Genomic DNA, 20,114 nt, shown 5'->3' with positions numbered 1-20,114 from the left:
TTTTATCGATATTTTATACCCATTACTTTTTCCATACGAGCCAATGTTTGAGAAGCGGTTTCATTTGCTCTATTTGCACCAGTCGAGAGAATATCATAAAGTTCATCGCTTGCAAGTAATTGGTTGTAACGCTCTTGAATTGGTTCTAAAACAGATACTACCAAATCGGCTAAATCTGATTTAAAGCGACCATATCCTAAGTCATGGTATTGATTAACGATACTTTCAATAGATTGTTCACTTAAACTTGCATAGATTTCAAGTAGATTGGCTATCCCAGCTTGATTATCTTTATCATAATTCACAATACCAATTGAGTCTGTTACAGCTGATTTTATTTTTTTAATAATTTGACGCGGTTCGTCTAACATTGATATTTTACTTTTTTCATTTTTATCCGATTTTGACATTTTTCTACTTGGATCTTGCAGACTCATAACCCGTTTACCAGCACTCGGATAGATGGGTTCTGGTTTTACTAATATGCCATCCCCATAGTGGTTGTTAAAACGGTCAACAAAATTTCTTGTTAATTCAATATGCTGACGCTGGTCATCGCCTACTGGAACATAATTAGTATCATAAAGTACAATATCGCCAACCATCAAAGCTGGATAGCAAAGTAAGCCAGCGCCAACAGATTCTTGTTTAGCCGACTTATCTTTATATTGGGTCATTCGTTCTAATTCGCCTACGCCAATCTGGCAGGTAATAAGCCAAGCGACTTGTGAATGAGCGGGGACTTCAGATTGAACAAAGACTGTTGATTTATTTGGATCAATTCCAATTGCTAAATAAAGAGCAGCTAACTGCTTAGTTTGTTTTACTAGTATTTTAGGGTCTTGAGGGACCGTGATGGCATGTTGATTAACAATACAGTAGGTTGCTTGATACTCATCTTGTAAGTCAACAAATGATTTCATCGCTCCAATATAGTTTCCAAGAGTGGGAATGGAAGTTGGTTGTACACCGGAAAAAATGTTTTTTTTCATGATACTCCTCTTTCTTAAGCCTTATATTTACGATAATAATTATAACCTATTTAAAATTAAATGCTAGGATTTATGAAAAAAAGCTAGTGAGTTTTCACAAACTTACCACCTTTCATCAGAAATTCTAATAAATGACACACATTCATCACTGAAAATAGTTTGCTTTAAAGCGTTTTTGTTGCTATAATTTCATATAGAGTATTTAATACTTTGTGAAGCTCACTTATTGTATCGAATAGATTTAATTGTTAAATGATAGAATCTTAAGTTCAATAATTGAATAAGTACGTGTCTTTAAGAGAGAAGAATGTTCACAAGAGAGGATGATCTTTTAATGGTAACATTATATGTAACTCCAAGTTGCACGTCATGTAGAAAAGCCCGTTCGTGGTTAGAAGAAAACGATATTGCCTATGAAGAACGCAATATTTTTACTGAGCCCTTAACGATTAATGAAATAAAAGGAATTTTACGTATGACTGAAGAAGGAACTGAGGATATAGTTTCAACACGTTCTAAAGCTTATTCAGAATTAGATTTAGAAATCAGTGAACTCCCTCTAAATGACTTTTTTGAATTAGTGCAAAGTCAACCTGGTCTTCTGCGTCGACCAATTATTTTAGATGATAAACGTATTCAGATTGGTTATAACGAGGATGAAATTAGACGTTTCTTACCTCGTGAAGTAAGAGCTCGTGAATTACGTCGTGCCCGCGCTTTAGTAAATGAATAATCCAAAAAGGGCCTTCGGGTCCTTTTTTAGTTAATAAATAGAATTCAAATAGATAAGCTTGCATAGCCTATCTATTTTTGCTAAGATTACTTGACATGACATAATGTTTGGTATGTCTGTTTCTTAGTAGTATAATGGATAAGAAGGTGGAGGTGAATTGCTATGGAAATGGAACATATAAATGATAATTTAATTAAAGTTTTAATTGGGTCAGAGGATTTAGAAGAGCGAGGTATCGATTTTCTCGATTTAATAGGGGACCAATCACGTATTGAAAAATTCTTTTATTCAATTTTAGAAGAAGTCGATATTGATCATCATTTTCACGATTCAGAAGCTGTGACTTTCCAAGTGATTCCTAACAGCGAAGGCTTAGAATTGTATATCAGTCGTGCCAATGTTGAGGAACTTGATGAGGTATGGGAAGATGAACTAACGCGGCGCCTTAAAGAGCGCAAGGAAATGGCCCAAAAGGAACGCTTGAATGAAAATATGACCGATTCAAACATTGAATCGAATCAACAATTGAGCTCCTCTACTAATAAGAAAACTAATAAGACGGCGATTGAGTCGATGATGAATTTATTTAATCCTAAATCTGATTCAAGTGAGACAAACGAGTCTCAAGAATACTCTATTGAAGAAGTCATCCGTTTTAGTTCATTAGATGATTTTCTTAGATTGGCACGTGAAATACCAAGTGAATTAATAGCTTCCGATCTTTATTATATGAATTCGCATTATTTCTTAATTCTTTATAATCTGGAAAAAACAGTAAGTAAAGAAAAATTAGCTACTAAGCTATTGGCTCTCTTCGAGTTTGGAGAAATATCAATGGTTACTTCATCTGTTTTAGCTGAACACGGTGATCTATTGAGAAAAAATGATGCACTATACTTTTTTGGAAATCAATTCTAAATTAATTAAACACTTAAACCCCCTTATGTCTGTATTTCAGATAAAAGGGGGTCTTTTTAATGTATGCGGCAAGAAATCAAGAAGGGGAATTAATTTATGCTAGAGAAGCAAGAAAGGATCAGGCCTATGTTTGTCCACATTGCTTGAATAAAGTAGTTTTGATTAGAAAAGAAAGAGGACGTTCCTACTTTCGGCATATAAAATCATGTTCGAAAGATATTAAAGATGAGGAAAATCATTTAATATTATGTTTACAAAAACACAATCGAGGAGAAAGTAAAGAACATAAGCAAGCCAAAGCTTTGCTTTTAGAAAATTTTCAACGGTTTGGATACCAATGCAAGCAAGAGGCTGTCTTTGGAAAAATTAATCAAATTGTTGATGTCATGATTAAAGATAGTTCAGGTATACGGATTGTCGAGTATCAAAAATCAGTTATCTCAGCTATCGAACTATATAAAAGACAAAAAAACTATAAGTCGCTTGGTTTTCGAGTTCAATGGTTAATTGATGATCATTATTTTAATCAAAAGGTGATAAGACAATGGGCTCGACGTTGTCTTGTGTATTCTAATAAACTAGACTATCATGTTTGGACTTTGAATTTAAAGCATCAAAAATTAAAATGCTATCACCATATACCTTTAGTATATTGCTTGGATAGTTTAGATTTTCAGGTCACAAACTTTTCTTTTAAAGATAATTGGATTTCAGCTTTTAATGAAAGCTTAAAATCAAAAACTGATTCTAAAAACTTATATAGGGAAAATACTAAATCTAGAAAAATCGCTCTGAAAGATCATTCTTTCATTATTCGTTCAATAAAATCCAATCCTTCTTATCAGTTCTTCTTAAGCCAACTCTACAACTATCAGATTAACTTAGAAGAAATACCCAGATGGGTTTTTAATAATAATTGGAATATGCTAGCATTCAAAGAACCTGGTTGGCTGATTTGGATTTGGGCCATTGAATCTATGTTTTGGATTACTAATAATACAAACCTCAGTTTTGTAGGAGATGGTTTAAACTTTTCTACCTTTTCTTTGAGGATGAATGAACACCTAAAAAAAAAGCATTTTAATATGTTAAGCTTTCCTTTATTGGTTAATCCTAAAATTTTATCTGAAGAAACCTTTTATAGTCTTTATAATGTTCTTAGAATAATAAAGAAGTGAAAAATAAAATGTTAGTGAGCCAAAATTTTTTTTTAAAACCATCTAACTTTTATTTGATAACGTTCCCATTTAAGTGTTAATTATGCTAAACTATGATTATCATAAGAAAAGGGAGTAATGTTATGTCTACACAAAAAGCACGTAAACGTTCTGAAATAGAAGAAAAATATACTTGGGATTTGTCATCTATGTATAAAGATCAAGAAGCTTTTGAATCCGATTTTTCGAAGGCACAGCAAATGATTGCAGATTTAAAAGGTTTAGAAGGAACACTCGATCAAAGTTCCGATCAACTTGTTAAAGCAATTGAAACGATGAAAGAGACTGAAAGAGTGGTTGAAAACTTATATGTCTACACACATTTAATCAGTGATCAAGACCAAACAGTTTCTGCTTCACAAAGTTTACAAGCACGTACATTGCAATTAATTACTGAATTTGATGGGGCTACAGCATTCTTTGATCCTGAGCTTTTGGCAATTGATGAAGAGAAATTACAGGATTTTATCAATAGTAATAAGACTTTACAAAAATATCATCAGTTTCTAGATAATGCAGTACGTTTCCGCCCACATACTTTAAGTCATGCAGAAGAATTATTATTAGCCAAAGCTGGAGAGGTTTTTGCGACACCAAGCAAAACATTTGGCTTATTAACAGATGCAGATTTGAAGTTCCCTACCATCAAGGATGAGGAAGGCCATGAAGTCGAGCTCACTCATTCGGTTTATGGGAAGATGCTGGAATCTTCTGACCGTCGTGTTAGAAAAGAAACTTTCCAAAAATATTATAGCGTTTTCGATCAATTTAAAAATACATATGCTAGTTTAATTTCTAGTCAAATGAAAGCTCATAACTATCAAGCAAAAGTACGTCACTTTGACTCTGCCCGACAAGCCGCTCTTTTCCAAAACAATGTGCCAGAGTCAGTTTATGATACCTTGTTAGAGGCTGTTCATTCACGTTTAAATCTTTTACATCGTTATGTAGAACTTCGTAAAGACTTACTAGATGTAGAAGACTTAGAAATGTATGATATGTATACACCTTTATTAGGCGAAGCCCCTATTAAAGTGACTTATGAAGAGGCGCAGTCAATTATTTTGGAAGCTGTTAAACCAATGGGTGAAGACTATGTGGCAATAATGAAGGAAGCCTTTGCTGACCGTTGGATTGACTTATATGAAAATATTGGAAAACGTTCAGGTGCTTATTCTTCAGGAACTTATGATTCTAAGCCCTATATTTTAATGAATTGGCAAGACTCAATTAATCATCTTTACACTTTGATTCATGAGTTAGGACATTCTGCTCACTCTTACTTAAGTCGTAATAATCAAGAGCATATTTACTCTGGCTATTCTATTTTCTTAGCGGAAATTGCCTCGACGACAAACGAAAACTTATTGACTTATTACTTATTAGATAAGTATGAAGATCCAGAAATTCGTTTGTTTATCTTAAATCATTTCTTAGACGGAGCCAAAGGTACAGTCTTTCGTCAAACACAATTTGCTGAATTCGAACACTTTATGCATACAGCAGACGCTGAAGGAAAACCATTAACCCAGGAATTCCTTTCAGAAAACTACCGTGAGTTAAATGCTAAGTATTATGGAGAAGCAGTCAATTCAGACTCTGAAATTATTTTAGAGTGGTCACGTATCCCTCACTTCTATTATAATTATTATGTCTTCCAATATGCCACAGGCTTTTCAGCTGCAACTTACTTTGCTGCTAAAATTTATCAAGGAGACAAAGAGGCTTTAGAAAACTATAAAGGTTTCTTAAAATCTGGTTCTTCTAAATATGCAGTAGATACTATGAAAGATGCTGGATTAGATATGACTCAAGCAGATTATATCCTAGCAACTCTTGACGTTTTCGAAGAAAGACTCAAGGAGTTTGAATCCATTTTGAAAGAACATCGTTCATAATCAAAAAAGTTTTAAATAAATTAACCCCTCAATAGGTGCATACCTATTGAGGGATTTTGTGTTTAACAAGCTATCAATTTTTTGGGGGATAATAGGCCTCTAAGCGATAGATTGGGTGACCTTTAGCCGAGAATTTTTCCTCGTATTCAGTTTGTATGTTTCCTTCAAAATCACTCTGATGAAGGTCTAACCATACTTGGCGAAAAACGAAACCATACTGGCTCATAGAAGCTAAGGAATACTGAAAGAGACTCATATTATCAGTCTTAAAATGAATATCTCCATCGAGCTTTAAAATGGTTTGGTATTGGTCTAAAAATTTTGGAGAAGTTAGACGTCGCTTACTATGACGAGCTTTAGGCCAAGGATCAGAAAAATTAAGGTATACCCGACTGACTTCTCCATCACTGAAGAAATGGTTCAAATCACCACCGTGTGCATTAATGATTTGTAAGTTTTCTAGTTGTGCATCTAATTGTAACTCCAGAATAGAAACAGCTACTGAAGTTTGTAATTCGATGGCAATATAGTTGATGTTAGGATGTGCTTTAGCCATTTCAACAATAAATTTTCCCTTGCCTGATCCAACTTCAATATGAATCGGTTGGTCTTTAGCAAAACGTTTTTGCCATTCCCCTTTAAAGTCCTGGGGATTTTGAGTAACATATTTTGGATAGGCCTTTAATTTATCAGCGGCCCATGGTTTGTGACGTAATCTCATAGTCTCTCCTTTTTAATTTTCATAGATATTTTTTAACAAAACAACTGTTTCATTTACTTGATAGTGACGATCTTCTGCATAATATTCTTTAATAAGATTAAGGCAGGCCAGAAGACTGTACCATTTTACCCGTTTTTGAAAGGAATCGGTAATAGGAAATTGATAGAGATTAAACCATTCCATCCATTCTCCTGGTAAAAAATAATGGCAGAGTAAATAGCAGATATCGAAGAGCGGGTCTGCTATTTTAACATTATCCCAATCAACTAAGTACAAATGTTGGTCATCTGTTAGCAAAAAGTTGTTATGATTAAGATCACCGTGACAGATACAGTAATCAATATCTAAAAAATCCTGATCAATCATTTGCTCCATCTGCTGGATAATATGATTAAAATAGCTATGAGACTTTAGCGAAAGAGGTAAATCCTGATAGTAATCTTTTAATAAATCTAGAGGAGACGATTCTTGGGCTTTTGCACGTTTAAGTAAATTTAAAAGAGAGTCATTTTGATGGATCGAGCGAATCAAATTAATGACTTCTTGGTTAGCCATGTCTTTTTTATTTAATAAATGACCGTCTTCCCATTCCTGAGCGGTTAATATATCTCCTGTATAGGTTCTTTGAGTCCATTTTAATTTAGGAGTGATACCTTCAGCAGCTAAAGCAGCAATAAAGGGCGAGGTATTACGCTTAAAAAAGACTTTTTCATCTTTACTGACACCCATATATGCTTGACCGGTGTTCCCACTCAATGGTGTCATTCGCCATTCTTCGCTATCATGGTACATATCCTCGCTCCTTTCATTAAAGTGATACTCTTTATTTTAACATGCTAATCTTTTAGGTCAACAGTCTTAATTTTAGCTAATGTTTAAACTTATGAACGACTGAAAATAAAATGCTTGCAACAAAAAAAGCACTCTAAGGTGCTTAGAAATATGTATATAAGTTAGGCTTCGAAGGTATTTAGAATTTCTCCTGTATAGATATCTGCTACAAAGTGGTAGTGAATAATCTGGTTATTTTCCTTACGTGAGATGCCTCCTGTGTATACTAAGGGACGGGAATCATAGGCGGTATATTCAATAGGGTCGTAATCGATCCAAGAACCTGTGATTTCTCCTTGAAGTGCGAAGGCTTCACGAATGCTTTCTAAAACTTTACCGGGGTTTAAAGGACGGTTTTCTTTATATAATAATGTTCCTGCTGCACCAATGGCAATTCCTGATAGTAATACAATTGTTCCTAGTAAGCTATTATTTTTATTGTGAGACATATCTTTCCTCCTAGTTTGACGATTGAATTAACATCTTATCGCTTTTAAAACTTATGTCGATCATACCATAAACTTTAATTAAAGAATACTTTTCAAACTCGTAAGCTAATTGCTTTTAAAGTTTTTTTGTGACAAAATAATAGGAGAATAATAAGTTAAATAAAGATGAGGAGGTTGTGGCTTAGCCACAAATTATATGAACGATCAAACTTTTGCCTTAATCAAAAAAATAACTGAATTACAAGGAATTTCAGGGCATGAGAAACATGTAAGAGATTTTATGCATCAAGAAATGTCTCCCCTTGTTGATGAAATACATCAGTCGAGCTTGGGTAATATATTTGGTATCAAGCATAGTAAAAAAGAGGATGCACCTCGTTTGATGGTGGCAGCGCATATGGATGAAGTGGGCTTTATGGTCCGCGAAATTACCGATCGAGGTCTTTTCAGAGTTGTTCCAATTGGGGGTTGGAACCCTTATGTAATTTCAGCTCAACGTTTTACACTTCAAACAAAAAAAGGTGATTATCCGGTTGTTTCTGGCGCGGTTCCTCCTCATCTCTTAAGAGAAAAGGGTACTCAGTCTGGGCTTAAAGCAGATGCTGTTCTTTTCGATGCAGGATTTACTTCCAAGGAAGAAGCAGAAGAATTTGGTGTAAGATTAGGCGACCCAATTGTTCCACAAGTTGAAACTATTAAGACAGCCAACGGGAAATCAATTCTGTCCAAAGCATGGGATAACCGTTATGGATGTACAGTTGTATTAGAAACACTTCGCGAAATCCAAAATGAAGAGCTCAGTAATGAATTGATTATTGGGGCGAGTGTTCAAGAAGAAGTTGGGTTAAGAGGTATTAGAGGTGGTATACATGAATTCCAACCCGATCTATTTGTGGCGGTGGACTGTTCACCAGCAAACGATATTGAAAAAGCTACTCAAAGTGAAGGACAATTAGGCGAAGGTTTCTTATTAAGAATCCAAGATCCAGGTATGATTACTCATAGAGGCTTGCGTGAGTATATTGAAGATACTGCAAGCACTCATAATATTCCTTACCAATACTTCTTCTCTAAAGGCGGTACTGATGCTGGAGCAGCTCATACCATGAATAAGGGTGTTCCTAGTGCAGTAATTGGGGTACCAGCGCGTTATATTCACGGGCACCAAACCCTGTTTACCATCTCAGATTATGAAGCGGCCAAAGAAATGCTCTTACATTTAGTACGTAATTTTGATCGCACGACTTACGAAACGATTATTAATTCATAAAAGGAGCTATTTAATGAAAAGTTTAGCATTTTATAATAAAGAAGGAATTGGCGATGTACTTCTTTTAACTAATGGCGTTACGGATGAAGACCATCTTAGTTATGAACGTAAAGACGATATTACTGTTATTACTGATCGTACAAATGGGCAAGTTATGGGGATTAACATTCATAATTTATCGAATTATTTTAAACTAGAGGGTCAAGGTCCAGTTAAATTAACAAAAGAACAGGAAACACATGTTCAAAATCTTATAAAAAAAGCAGGTTTTGACTTAGAGATCGAAATCGATCAGGAAGAAAAATTTGTGGTAGGATTTGTAGAAGAATGTCAAGCTCACGAAGATTCTGACCATTTAAATATTACACAAACGCGAGTGAGCAATAGTGAAGTTTTACAAATTGTATGTGGGGCGTCTAATATTGCACAAGGACAAAAAGTATTAGTAGCTAAACCAGGTGCAGTTATGCCTTCAGGTGCAATTATTTGGCCAGGTGAATTGCGTGGTGAACCATCAAAAGGGATGATTTGTTCTACTAGAGAACTCAATCTAGAAGACTTAGAAAATAAGCCAGGGATTTGGGAATTGCCTAGTCATTTCCAAGTAGGAACAAGTTTAGCAGATGTTATCAAGACTTATTAAAATAAGCGTTATTTAATAAAGGAGATGGCTATGACTTCTAAATATGAAGGTCCAGCTTTCAAAAATGTTGATCAATTAGCTGGAAATAAAAAAAGAAAATTTCATCTTGGTATGTGGAGTCATCGTAGTTCTGAACACGCTTTGGAAGAGCCAGCTTTCAAAAAAGTTCAAAAGAAGTTAGGATCTGCTAAAAAGTCTGATAACCTCCTTGAACGGCGATTTGAACCTGATTCAAGAACACCAGAAAGTTTTTCAGAAAAACTACTATCATCTTCTTATCAAACTGTTTATAGGCAAGAAGAGAACTACCGACTTGAAAAAGCCAGTCAAGCCATGCGAAGTGAGAAAACTTTAGATGAACAGTTTAAAAATGAGGCAAATGAAATGAAGCTCCCTTTTGCTTATGATATCCCTTTTTTACAAAGTAAAGATTATCGTGGGAATAATATGGAAAACAAATTGCAAAAGGACTATAATAACTCATTGCCTACAAGAGAAAGTAGAATAATGAAAAATGAAAATCGACCAATAGAAGAACGTTTAGATAATATTGATCATTCCTTGAGAGCTGTTCAGCGGATGCAAGAAGGGCATCAAGAACGTTTGTCTATGAAAAAAGTTGACCGTCAGATACTCAAACGTTTAGTAAAAGATAAGCAATCCTTTCTCTTGTTTACTAAGGAGGATAATGAATAATGTTAGATAAAAATACAGTGTATCACTTTGTGGGAATAAAAGGCTCTGGTATGTCTGCCCTTGCTTTGGTTTTACATGGTGAAGGCTACCATGTTCAAGGTAGTGATGTAGCTACTTATTTCTTTACACAACAAGAATTAGAAAATCAATCCATCAAAATTCTAGAATTTTCAGCCGATAATATACAAGCGGGGCAAACGATTATAGCCGGCAATGCATTTAATGATGAACACCCTGAGTTAGTGAAAGCGAGAGAATTAGGTCTACCTATTCATCGCTACCATACCTTTATTGGTGACTTATTAAAGCAATACACTTCAATTGCTGTTACAGGTTCACACGGTAAGACTTCTACGACTGGCCTACTGGCTCACACCTTAAAAAAACTAGCACCACTATCTTATCTCATTGGTGATGGGACTGGTTTTGGAGATGAAGGTTCTACCTATTTTGCCTTAGAGGCTTGTGAATATCGTCGTCATTTTATGGCCTATCAACCTGACTATGCGATTATCACCAATATAGATTTTGATCATCCAGACTATTATCAATCCATTGAAGATGTCTTTTCAGCCTTTAATGATTTTAGCCACCAAGCGAAAAAAGGAATTATCGCATGGGGAGATGACCCATTTTTATCTAAATTGCAATCAAACGTAGCTGTTTATCGATATGGCCTCAATTCTAACCATGAGTTTTATACTGATAATATTCAACGTACGCCGGAAGGATCAGATTTTGACGTCTATATTAAAGGAGAAAAATTCGGTCATTTTCATCTTCCTGCTTATGGCGAGCATAATATATTAAACGCATTATCGGTTATTACTTTACTCTATTTAGAAGGATTTAAGGCTAAAGATATTGCAGAACAAATGGCAAGCTTCCAAGGAGTAAAACGTCGTTTTTCAGTAAGACAAGTTGAAGATTTAATTATTATTGATGACTATGCCCATCATCCAAGCGAGATAAAAGCAACGATAGATGCGGCTCAACAAAAGTATCCGAACCGACGGGTAGTAGCAATCTTCCAACCCCATACCTTCAGTCGTACTGTCGCTTTGCTTAATGAATTTGCTGAAGCTCTGTCAATTGCAGATCATGTTCATTTGGTTGATATTTTTACTTCAGCTAGAGAACAATCAGGCGATGTCAAAATTGAAGATTTAGCTAGCATGATTAATGAAAAAGTTGAAATTATTTCTAAAGATCATCTTTCACCGCTTATGGATTATAAAGATGAAGTCCTCTTATTCATGGGAGCGGGAGATATCGATCATCTAGCCCGTCAATTTGAAACAGCCTATGCGAGCCTGCATGTAAAAAATTTATAAAGTAATTTGATTCTTAAAGCCAGCGAATTCGTTGGCTTTTTGCATAAATAAAGGAGTGACACAATGTCAAAACGTACCATACTTTTAATTGATGGATCGAGCTTAGCCTTTCGTTCTTTCTTTTCAATTCTTGATATTGAACGTTTTAAAAATCGATCAGGCCTTCATACTAATGCTCTTTTCACTTTTAAGAGAATGTTAGATAATGTCTTGACTCAATTTAAGCCAACCCATGTTTTAGTAGCATTTGATAAGAGTGGTGGCACTTTTCGGACAGAAAAATATCAGGACTACAAAGGTGGCCGCCAAAAGACACCCTCTGAGTTTAAAGAGCAGATGCCTTATTTTCGTGTGCTGTTAGAAGCCTATGGTATTAAACATTATGTTTTAAGTAATTATGAAGCGGATGATATTATAGGGACTCTTGCTTATCAAGCAGACCAAGCAGATCAAGTCATTGTCCTATCTGGGGATAAAGATTTAACGCAATTAGCCAGTGATAAAACGACTGTGTATATCACGCGCAAAGGTGTTTCTGACCTAGAAGCATACACCCCTCAATCAATTCAAGATAAATGGGGGATTGAGCCTTTACAAATTATTGATATGAAAGGTCTCATGGGGGATTCATCTGATAATTACCCAGGTATCACTAGAGTGGGTGAGAAGACAGCACTCAAATTACTTCATCAGTTTGGTTCAGTAGAAGCTATGTATGATCGCTTAGATGAGTTGAAAGCTTCTAAGATGAAAGAAAACATTATTAATGATGAAGCGAATGCAAGGATGAGTAAAGATTTAGCCCGTATCCTTCATGATGCACCGATAGAATTGACAATTGAGGAAACACTTTTGGAGCAACCAGATTACCAAGCTTTAGCTGAGTTTTATCGTCAAATGGACTTCCAATCCTTCTTGAAAGACTTGCAAGTTGAACAGGGGGAGTCGAATACGATTCATGAAGCAGCAGAAGATTTACCTGAAATTTCCATCCAAGTAATCGAGTCAGCAGACCAGATTGAAAGTACTATCTTACCTGATCAAGCAGTGTATTACAGTGAAATCCTAGAGGATAATTATCACTTTGCTCCTATTAAGGCGGTCGCTTGGTTGGATTTTAAACAGAATCAATTATACATCCTTCCTGAAGACTTAGCTTTTAGCAGTCAAGTTTTTAAAGAGTGGTTAGCTGATGAAGACAAGCAAAAAATCTTTTTCGATTACAAACGGGAAGCGGTCATCGCTTCCCGTTACGATACACAAATTAATGGAATAATGATGGATGTTCTAATAGCCACTTATTTAATTGATACAAAAAACAATCAAGAACTTGCGGATGTGGCTAATCTATTAAACTTGCCAGTGACTGTGCAATACGATGAAGCGATTTATGGTAAGGGGGCCAAACGTGGGTTACCTGAAGATAAAGAACAATTTTACCAACATTTAGCTAATAAGTTGCAAACTTTAAAAGCAGTCTATCAACCATTAGAAAATCGTTTAGAAGAGCTAGAGATGACAGACCTTTATTATGAAATAGAGTTACCATTGGCTCAGACCTTAGCCAAGATTGAAATACGTGGAATAAAGGTTGATCGTTCAACTTTAGATGAAAAAAATGAGCAAGTTCAAATTCGAATGCAAAAAATGGAAGCAGAAATTCATGACATGGCTGGTTCAACTTTTAACTTGAATTCTCCTAAACAATTGGGTGTCGTTCTTTTTGAAGACTTAGGCCTGCCTGTCATCAAGAAAACTAAAACCGGTTATTCTACAGCGGCTGATGTTTTGGAAAAGTTGAAAGATAAGCATCCTATTGTTCCAGCCATTTTAGCCTATCGACAGATTGCCAAATTACAGTCGACCTATTTAGCAGGCCTACCACCGTATATTAAAGAAGATGGGAAGATTCATACACGTTTTGTCCAGACCTTAACTCAAACAGGACGTCTTTCATCCACTGATCCTAACTTACAAAATATACCCATCCGAATCGAAGAAGGACGGCTAGTGCGTCAAGCCTTTGTGCCTAGTCAAAAGGGTTGGAAGTTATTTGGTGCAGATTATTCACAAATTGAATTACGCGTTTTAGCTCATGTATCTCAAGATAAACATATGCAAAAAGCCTTTATCAATGATGAGGACATCCATTCTGCTACAGCTAGACGCGTCTTTAAACTTGTTGAAGATCAAGCGGTTGATTCGGACCACCGCCGTCAAGCAAAGGCAGTTAACTTTGGAATTGTTTACGGTATATCGGATTATGGGTTGTCTCAAAACTTGAATATTACGCGTAAAGCAGCTAAATCTTTTATTGACCGTTATTTTGAAATGTTTCCAGGTATTCAAAAATTTATGGAAGAAATTGTAGAACAAGCTAAGGAGCAAGGTTATGTTAAGACCTTATTCAATCGTCGGCGTTATTTACCAGATATACATGCATCAAACTTTAACGTTCGCTCTTTTGCAGAGAGGACGGCGATGAATTCACCTATTCAAGGGTCGGCTGCTGATATTATTAAAGTGGCTATGGTTCATTTAGATCAACGCTTGAAAGAAGAAGGTCTTCAATCACGTATGATTTTACAGATACATGACGAATTAATACTTGAAGGACCCGAAGAAGAAATGGATCGACTTTCTCAAATTGTGCCGGAAGTAATGGGAGCTGCAGCGGATTTGAGTGTACCTCTTAAAGTGGACTATCATTATGGAGATTCGTGGTTGGATCTTAAATAATTAGAAATAAACTCACAACCATCAAATTTTTAAGATGTGAAAGTTCTTAAGAATTTTAGTTGTGAGTTCTTGTTTATCATGTGTAAATAGTTAACTAAATTTTATTATATCGAGAAACTTAAATTAATTATTGACGCACTTTTTGATTTAATATAAAATAAAGCCAACCACTGTGAAAGCGTTATCAATCGGTGGAAATAAAAAGGAGGTCTTTTATGATTACGAATGGATTTCACTTTATCGCCTTCATGTTACTTTTCATAGGTGTAATGGTTTGGCTCGAAAGCAAGTATAAGGATTCTAAGTTTTTTACATATGTGCCAGCACTGATAATAGTCTATTTTGGAACTATGCTATTTTCAACCTTTGGTTTTTGGCAAGGAGAAGAAGTTTTAGGAGCTAGAGGGGCAATTAAAGATGCCATTCTTCCAGCCATGATTTTCCTAATGCTATTACGTGCGGATTTAAGAGATATCGCTAAGTTAGGATGGAAGATGATCTTATCTTTCTTCTCTGCTACTTTAACTATAACAATTGGATTTGTTGTTTCTTTTACTTTATTTAAAGGTATTTTATCGCCTGACGCTCCATTAACATTAGGTGCTCTAGCAGGTAGTTGGGTAGGTGGCGTCCAAAATATGTCTGCTGTTATGGAATCATTAAATCTTAACAGTGAGAGTATGGGATACACTCTTTTAATTGACTCGATTGATTATTCAATGTGGATAATGTTCTTGTTGGCTATGGTTCCTTTTGCCAAAAAGTTTAATAAATGGACGAAGGCTGACACCTCTGTGATTGATAAAGTAAATGAAAATTTAACTATTAAATTTGATAAAATTAGTACAGCCATCGAGCATCATCATATTCTACTGTTATTAGGTTTAGCCTTTAGTTTTACTGCCCTAGCACAAACAATAGCTGGCTACTTACCCGGTAACTTTGAAACCGGCTGGACAATCATTATTATTACTTTTATTGGCTTAGCTTGCGCTATGACACCTTTAGGTAAGATTCCGGGTGCTCCACAGCTATCCAATGTTTTGTTATATTTATTAATTGGTTTAATTGCAGCCACTTCAAACTTTGCCGAATTAACCCAAGCACCAGCTTACATTTTAACTGGTTTTGTCATCTTGTTAGTTCATGGCGTATTAATGTTAATTATAGCTAAGCTTTTCAAGTTGGACTTGTTCACTTGTGGAGTGGCCTCATTAGCGAATATAGGTGGAGTAGCATCTGCTCCTGTTTTAGCAGCAGCTTATTCCCAATCTTTAGTGCCTATTGCAGTATTAATGGCCTTAATAGGTGTAAGTACGGGAACTTTTATTGGGATATTAATTTCAAACCTTTTGGCATTTTTAGCGTAAATTTATTAAAAGCTTCAATTTATAAAATGTGATAACAAAAGACGATTGACAATCAATCGTCTTTTTTGTGTCGATATTAAGACAAAATCTTTAAAATATCTTGAAGCTTCTAAGCTAGGATGAAAGTCCCCCCCTCTTAGTATATAATAATTGGTGTACGTAAAAGAAAAGGATGGAAATTATGATAAAATTAATGAAGCAAATCATTCGTTTTGTTTTTGTTGGAGGGACAGCTACCTTATTAGATATGGGAATCCTCTATTTACTTAATTATCAATTGGGTATTAACCACCATATTGCCGCAACCATTGCTTTTGTAGTAGCAACCTTTTATAACTATTACCTGTCTATGAAATTTGTTTTTAAAAGTAAGTTTGAAGCGGGAGATCGACATAAAGAATTCCTGGCTTTTTTCATTTTGAGTGTTGTCGGATTGTTAATTACCTTACTTGGCTTGGTAATCTTTGTGGATTGGCTCAAATGGGATGTAATGTTTTCTAAAGTGCTGATTGGTGTCGCTGTGATGATTTTTAATTTTGTGACACGTAAGATTTATTTTGAAGGGAGGCAATCAATAGATGAAAATAACAATTTTGATTCCCTTTTATAATGAAGAAGAAATGATTGAAAAGACTCACCATGTTTTAAGTGAAGAATTGAGAAAAATGGCTGAGATCGAATTTGAATTACTTTATGTCGATGATGGCTCCTCCGATCATACCTTAGAATTGATGCGCCAAATTGCTAAACAAGATGAGCGGGTTAAATATCTTTCCTTTAGTCGCAATTTTGGTAAAGAGGCTGGAATGTTAGCCGGATTTGATTATGCCAGTGGAGAGGCTGTAATTATTATGGATGGAGATTTACAAAATCCGCCAAGTTTAATCAAAGAAATGATTGCTAAATATCAAGAAGGTTATGATGTAGTAAATGCTAAGCGAAGTCGTGCAGGCGAAAGGAAAACGACCAGTTTTTTTGCAAAACTCTTTTATAAAGTTGCCAACACCATGATGGATGTCGAATTGACTGATGGTGTATCAGATTTTCGATTGTTATCACGGCCGGCTATCAATGCTATTACCTCATTGAGAGAATATAACCGTTTTTCTAAGGGATTATTTTCTTGGATAGGATTTAAGGAAACAGTCATTGAATATGAAAATGAATTGCGAGAAGCAGGTCAAACAAAATGGTCATTCAAAAAGTCTTTAAACTACGCTTTAGATGGAATCCTATCTTTTTCTAATCATCCCTTAAGAATGATTTTTGGCTTGGGCTTAACTTGTATTGCAATTGCCGGACTCTATATTTTATGGTTACTTTTTAACTATTTTAGTGATCCGAGTCAAGCGGTATCGGGTTATTTTACGACTATTTTTACGATTGTGTTTTTTGGAGGCGTTCAATTAGTCTCCATTGGGGTTTTAGGTGAGTATATTGGTAAAATATTTTATGAAGTAAAGGGAAGACCCCATTATATTATTGAAGAAAGCAATATTAAGAAGGGAGACCAGGAATGAACAAAAAAACATGGATTTATGGAATGAGCGGCTTGGCTCCTTTGACCTTGATGCTAATAGGGTGGTTCATTAATGATTTCTTCCCTTTTGGAGAAAAGTCTTTCTTAGCCATCGACTTTAATCAGCAATTTATTGATTTATATATCTTTATGCGAAAAGCCTTTTATTCAGCTGATTTTGGAGCCTTGTTTTATTCTTTTACTAAATCAATTGGAGGCAATATGATTGGGGCTTGGGCTTATTACTTAATGAGTCCTTTCAACATATTTTATTTAATTTTACCCATGAAATGGATAACCTACGCTATATTCTTATCGGTATGGTTGCGGTATGGAGCTATGGGCTTATCCATGGCTTACTATCTTATTAAACGTCATGATGGCCAAACAAGACCTTATTTGACTATAATTTTGGCTACTGCCTATGCCTTAAATGGTTTCGCTGTGTCTTATCAAATGACACCCATTTTTATGGATGCATTATGGCTAATGCCTCTTCTACTGGTAGCATTAGAAAATGTACTGGATGACAAAAAGCCTTATGCTTATATTTTTCTTTTGGCTTCGACTATGATTATTCAATACTATATGGGCTATATGATTTGTCTGTTTATTTTATTCTATAGTTTTTATTATTTGTTTAATCAACATTACCAAGAACATAAAAACCATTATTTTAAATTTTTAGGACAAAATGTTCTCCGCTTAGGTATCTTTTCTCTAATAGCAATTGGACTGTCAGCTCTATTATTAGTGCCCAACATTTATAACTTACTCTTTTCTAAAGCTGCTTTGGAATCGACAATGACTTTTGACTGGAAATTACAAATCAATCCCCTAGATATTTTTTCTAAGTTAATGATTGGGGCTTTTGATAATGAGTCTTGGTCAGCAGGACCGAATTTACCGAACATATATGTAGGCTCATTAGCATTGGTGGGAGTGATCAGTTATTTCTTATCGAAAACAATTAAAACCAGTCATAAATGGGCGAGCGCTATTGTTTTAACTATCTTCTTCTTTTCTATGACCCATGAATTCACCAGCAAGATTTGGCATATGGGACAAAATCCAGCGGGCTTTTTCTACCGTTTTTCTTGGATTTTAGTCTTTTTCCTTATCTTATTAGCTTATCAAGGACTCAAGGATAAAGTGATTGAAAGCCAGGAAGTTTTCATCGGAATAGCTATCGCCCTTCTAATTCAGTCTGTTGTGATGGTAAAGGAATATTCTTTCCTAACTCCTGAACAAAGACAAGCTTCTGCCCTTATTTTTGGACTAATGTGGTTGATTCTATACTTAGTAAAACAGCCTAACTTAAAATGGCTTCTAGTTTTATTATTAAGTTTTGGGGAGTTAAGTGCCAATGCCTACCTTTCACAGGGTAGACTCAATCATAACAATGCCTTTAAATTTGAAAATGCGCTGAATGTCATTGAAGAATCGATTGATAGAATTCGTCCAGACAAAAGCGATTTTTACCGTATTTCTAAAACATTTTATCGTTCTAAAAACGATCCAATGACTTTCAATTATCCTGGAATGACAACTTTCACTTCTAGTTTAGAAGGGTCTACGCGAGATTTATTTGAAGAATTAGGTAACTCAGCGATTGATGCATCTATTTACTATTATGGAACACCTTTAACTGATGCTTTATTAGGAGTGAAGTACTTCGTAAATAATGAACCTTTTTCAAGTGATGATCAAGCTGTTATTGATCAGACTTATATTTTTCCAACAGATGTGACACGCCTAGATATTACTAGTGAGGCTAATAAGGTAGATGAAACCGATCGATTTACCATTTTCCAAACTCCTAAAACATTGCCGATTGCTTTTGGCGTAAGTAATCAGCTGGCTCAATTGAATTTAATTGAAAATCGTCCGATTGCTAATCAAAATGCGATTGCTCAAGCTCTCTTATCAGATGATACAGAAATTTTCAAACTGGTTGAGACCAAGATGACCCTAACTAACTTAATTCATGGAGCAACACAATCAGGAGATCAAATCTTTTCTCGTGAAGATAATACATTGGATGGCTCAATGAAATTGACTTTTACTCCAACTACTGATGATTCCTATTATGTGGATATTCCACGAAGTTTATCAACTTATAAGGGGGAAGTCGACATTTTATTAAATGGGCAGAATTACGATTATCGATCTAAATTCGGAACCAATCAAGTCTTTAATATTGCTCATCAAGCCAAAGGTCAAGAACAAGAGTTGGAGATTATTATTAAGGCTGATCGACAATTCAATTTGACAGATCTGAAGATATATCAAATGGATGAAACTAAGGTTAACCAATTAATCGAAGACCGTCAGTCAGAAGCCATAGAAATAGAAGAGTGGGGCTCTAACTATGTGAGAGGTTCGATAACGATTAAAGATAGCCCTTGGGTCTTTACTTCTATTCCGTATGACCAAGGATGGCAAGTGAAGGTTGATGGAGAACTTGTAGAAGACGAAAAAATATGGGATTCTCTTTTGGCCTTTCAAGTAGAACCCGGCAATCATCAAATTGAAATGGTTTTTCAGCCGAGAGGTCTTTTATTAGGAGCAGGCATTACTAGCTTGTCCGTTTTAAGCTTACTTGCTTGGGCTCTTCTAGAGCGAAAGTACGGCAAGCTATTAATGTTTAACTTAAATGATGAGCCATTAAATAAAGAAAAAGTTTGTCGCTCAGTAGAAAACTGTCCTACTGACCAGCAGATTGAAAAGGCTGAAATTAAAAAAGACCCAATGAATGATATTGAGGTAGAGGAGTAAATTTCA

The 20,114-nt window shown here is 35.2% G+C and carries 17 protein-coding genes; 13 read left to right on the top strand and 4 right to left on the bottom strand.

Annotation, left to right across the window (positions count from 1 at the left end; translation table 11 throughout):
* Nucleotides 1-2 precede the first annotated feature (2 nt).
* Nucleotides 3-992, bottom strand: a complete 990-nt coding sequence (gene trpS, locus NW240_RS05690; RefSeq protein WP_258436537.1) for a tryptophan--tRNA ligase — start codon at nt 990-992, stop codon at nt 3-5.
* A gap of 334 nt (nt 993-1,326) precedes the next feature.
* On the opposite strand from trpS, the gene spxA reads away from it, so the two are divergent.
* From spxA to pepF, 4 genes are all read left to right on the top strand, one after another.
* On the top strand, nt 1,327-1,725 hold the full coding sequence (spxA, locus tag NW240_RS05685; protein WP_258436536.1) for a transcriptional regulator SpxA: 399 nt from the start codon (nt 1,327-1,329) through the stop codon (nt 1,723-1,725).
* A gap of 162 nt (nt 1,726-1,887) precedes the next feature.
* Nucleotides 1,888-2,643, top strand: coding sequence for an adaptor protein MecA (locus tag NW240_RS05680; RefSeq protein ID WP_258436535.1), 756 nt, complete (start codon nt 1,888-1,890; stop codon nt 2,641-2,643).
* Nucleotides 2,644-2,702: 59 nt separating this feature from the next.
* The gene (locus NW240_RS05675; protein WP_258436534.1) at nt 2,703-3,821 is read left to right on the top strand and encodes a competence protein CoiA; all 1,119 of its coding nucleotides are present in this window, start codon (nt 2,703-2,705) and stop codon (nt 3,819-3,821) included.
* Between the two features lie 122 nt (nt 3,822-3,943).
* A complete protein-coding gene (gene pepF, locus NW240_RS05670) occupies nt 3,944-5,758 on the top strand; it encodes an oligoendopeptidase F (protein ID WP_258436533.1) in 1,815 nt (604 codons plus the stop codon).
* A gap of 73 nt (nt 5,759-5,831) precedes the next feature.
* Here pepF and trmB read toward each other — a convergent pair whose 3' ends face one another.
* The 3 genes from trmB to NW240_RS05655 all read right to left on the bottom strand — a co-directional run bounded on the left by trmB (nt 5,832) and on the right by NW240_RS05655 (nt 7,759).
* Entirely contained in the window at nt 5,832-6,479 is a 648-nt protein-coding gene (gene trmB / locus NW240_RS05665; protein WP_258436532.1) for a tRNA (guanosine(46)-N7)-methyltransferase TrmB, read from the bottom strand.
* Between the two features lie 12 nt (nt 6,480-6,491).
* A complete protein-coding gene (locus NW240_RS05660; protein ID WP_258436531.1) occupies nt 6,492-7,271 on the bottom strand; it encodes a phosphotransferase family protein in 780 nt (259 codons plus the stop codon).
* Between the two features lie 161 nt (nt 7,272-7,432).
* Nucleotides 7,433-7,759 carry a PepSY domain-containing protein gene (locus NW240_RS05655; protein WP_258436529.1) on the bottom strand — a complete coding sequence of 109 codons (327 nt, stop codon included), beginning with the start codon at nt 7,757-7,759 and terminating at the stop codon, nt 7,433-7,435.
* 196 nt (nt 7,760-7,955) lie between these two features.
* Between NW240_RS05655 and pepA the strand changes: the two genes are divergently transcribed.
* The 9 genes from pepA to NW240_RS05610 all read left to right on the top strand — a co-directional run bounded on the left by pepA (nt 7,956) and on the right by NW240_RS05610 (nt 20,108).
* Nucleotides 7,956-9,029, top strand: coding sequence for a glutamyl aminopeptidase (pepA, locus tag NW240_RS05650; protein ID WP_258436527.1), 1,074 nt, complete (start codon nt 7,956-7,958; stop codon nt 9,027-9,029).
* 13 nt (nt 9,030-9,042) lie between these two features.
* Nucleotides 9,043-9,672 carry a YtpR family tRNA-binding protein gene (gene ytpR, locus NW240_RS05645; protein WP_258436526.1) on the top strand — a complete coding sequence of 210 codons (630 nt, stop codon included), beginning with the start codon at nt 9,043-9,045 and terminating at the stop codon, nt 9,670-9,672.
* Nucleotides 9,673-9,702: 30 nt separating this feature from the next.
* Nucleotides 9,703-10,368, top strand: a complete 666-nt coding sequence (locus NW240_RS05640) for a hypothetical protein (protein WP_258436524.1) — start codon at nt 9,703-9,705, stop codon at nt 10,366-10,368.
* Nucleotides 10,368-11,702, top strand: coding sequence for a UDP-N-acetylmuramate--L-alanine ligase (murC, locus tag NW240_RS05635; RefSeq protein ID WP_258436523.1), 1,335 nt, complete (start codon nt 10,368-10,370; stop codon nt 11,700-11,702). Before NW240_RS05640 ends, murC begins: the two co-directional genes overlap by 1 nt.
* Before the next feature lie 63 nt (nt 11,703-11,765).
* Complete coding sequence (gene polA / locus NW240_RS05630; RefSeq protein WP_258436522.1) at nt 11,766-14,441, top strand: DNA polymerase I; 2,676 nt, start codon at nt 11,766-11,768, stop codon at nt 14,439-14,441.
* 215 nt (nt 14,442-14,656) lie between these two features.
* Nucleotides 14,657-15,811: a DUF819 domain-containing protein gene (locus NW240_RS05625; RefSeq protein ID WP_258436521.1), complete on the top strand. Its 1,155-nt coding sequence runs from the start codon at nt 14,657-14,659 to the stop codon at nt 15,809-15,811.
* Nucleotides 15,812-15,992: 181 nt separating this feature from the next.
* Nucleotides 15,993-16,421, top strand: coding sequence for a GtrA family protein (locus NW240_RS05620; protein ID WP_258436520.1), 429 nt, complete (start codon nt 15,993-15,995; stop codon nt 16,419-16,421).
* Nucleotides 16,390-17,331, top strand: a complete 942-nt coding sequence (gene pgfS, locus NW240_RS05615; protein ID WP_258436519.1) for a glycosyltransferase PgfS — start codon at nt 16,390-16,392, stop codon at nt 17,329-17,331. The genes NW240_RS05620 and pgfS overlap by 32 nt, the downstream gene beginning before the upstream one ends.
* Nucleotides 17,328-20,108: a YfhO family protein gene (locus NW240_RS05610; protein ID WP_258436518.1), complete on the top strand. Its 2,781-nt coding sequence runs from the start codon at nt 17,328-17,330 to the stop codon at nt 20,106-20,108. The genes pgfS and NW240_RS05610 overlap by 4 nt, the downstream gene beginning before the upstream one ends.
* The last annotated feature ends 6 nt before the right edge of the window (nt 20,109-20,114 follow it).

Source organism: Facklamia sp. 7083-14-GEN3 (assembly GCF_024742075.1).
In the GTDB taxonomy this organism is placed as follows: domain Bacteria; phylum Bacillota; class Bacilli; order Lactobacillales; family Aerococcaceae; genus Facklamia.
Note: the sequence above shows the minus strand (reverse complement) of the source record. Positions and strands in the feature narration are given on the sequence as shown.

Coding starts and splice junctions, on each gene's coding strand:
- trpS (WP_258436537.1), bottom strand. CDS start 992: ATGAAAAAAAACATTTTTTCCGGTGTACAACCAACTTCCATTCCCACT.
- spxA (WP_258436536.1), top strand. CDS start 1,327: ATGGTAACATTATATGTAACTCCAAGTTGCACGTCATGTAGAAAAGCC.
- NW240_RS05680 (WP_258436535.1), top strand. CDS start 1,888: ATGGAAATGGAACATATAAATGATAATTTAATTAAAGTTTTAATTGGG.
- NW240_RS05675 (WP_258436534.1), top strand. CDS start 2,703: ATGTATGCGGCAAGAAATCAAGAAGGGGAATTAATTTATGCTAGAGAA.
- pepF (WP_258436533.1), top strand. CDS start 3,944: ATGTCTACACAAAAAGCACGTAAACGTTCTGAAATAGAAGAAAAATAT.
- trmB (WP_258436532.1), bottom strand. CDS start 6,479: ATGAGATTACGTCACAAACCATGGGCCGCTGATAAATTAAAGGCCTAT.
- NW240_RS05660 (WP_258436531.1), bottom strand. CDS start 7,271: ATGTACCATGATAGCGAAGAATGGCGAATGACACCATTGAGTGGGAAC.
- NW240_RS05655 (WP_258436529.1), bottom strand. CDS start 7,759: ATGTCTCACAATAAAAATAATAGCTTACTAGGAACAATTGTATTACTA.
- pepA (WP_258436527.1), top strand. CDS start 7,956: ATGAACGATCAAACTTTTGCCTTAATCAAAAAAATAACTGAATTACAA.
- ytpR (WP_258436526.1), top strand. CDS start 9,043: ATGAAAAGTTTAGCATTTTATAATAAAGAAGGAATTGGCGATGTACTT.
- NW240_RS05640 (WP_258436524.1), top strand. CDS start 9,703: ATGACTTCTAAATATGAAGGTCCAGCTTTCAAAAATGTTGATCAATTA.
- murC (WP_258436523.1), top strand. CDS start 10,368: ATGTTAGATAAAAATACAGTGTATCACTTTGTGGGAATAAAAGGCTCT.
- polA (WP_258436522.1), top strand. CDS start 11,766: ATGTCAAAACGTACCATACTTTTAATTGATGGATCGAGCTTAGCCTTT.
- NW240_RS05625 (WP_258436521.1), top strand. CDS start 14,657: ATGATTACGAATGGATTTCACTTTATCGCCTTCATGTTACTTTTCATA.
- NW240_RS05620 (WP_258436520.1), top strand. CDS start 15,993: ATGATAAAATTAATGAAGCAAATCATTCGTTTTGTTTTTGTTGGAGGG.
- pgfS (WP_258436519.1), top strand. CDS start 16,390: ATGAAAATAACAATTTTGATTCCCTTTTATAATGAAGAAGAAATGATT.
- NW240_RS05610 (WP_258436518.1), top strand. CDS start 17,328: ATGAACAAAAAAACATGGATTTATGGAATGAGCGGCTTGGCTCCTTTG.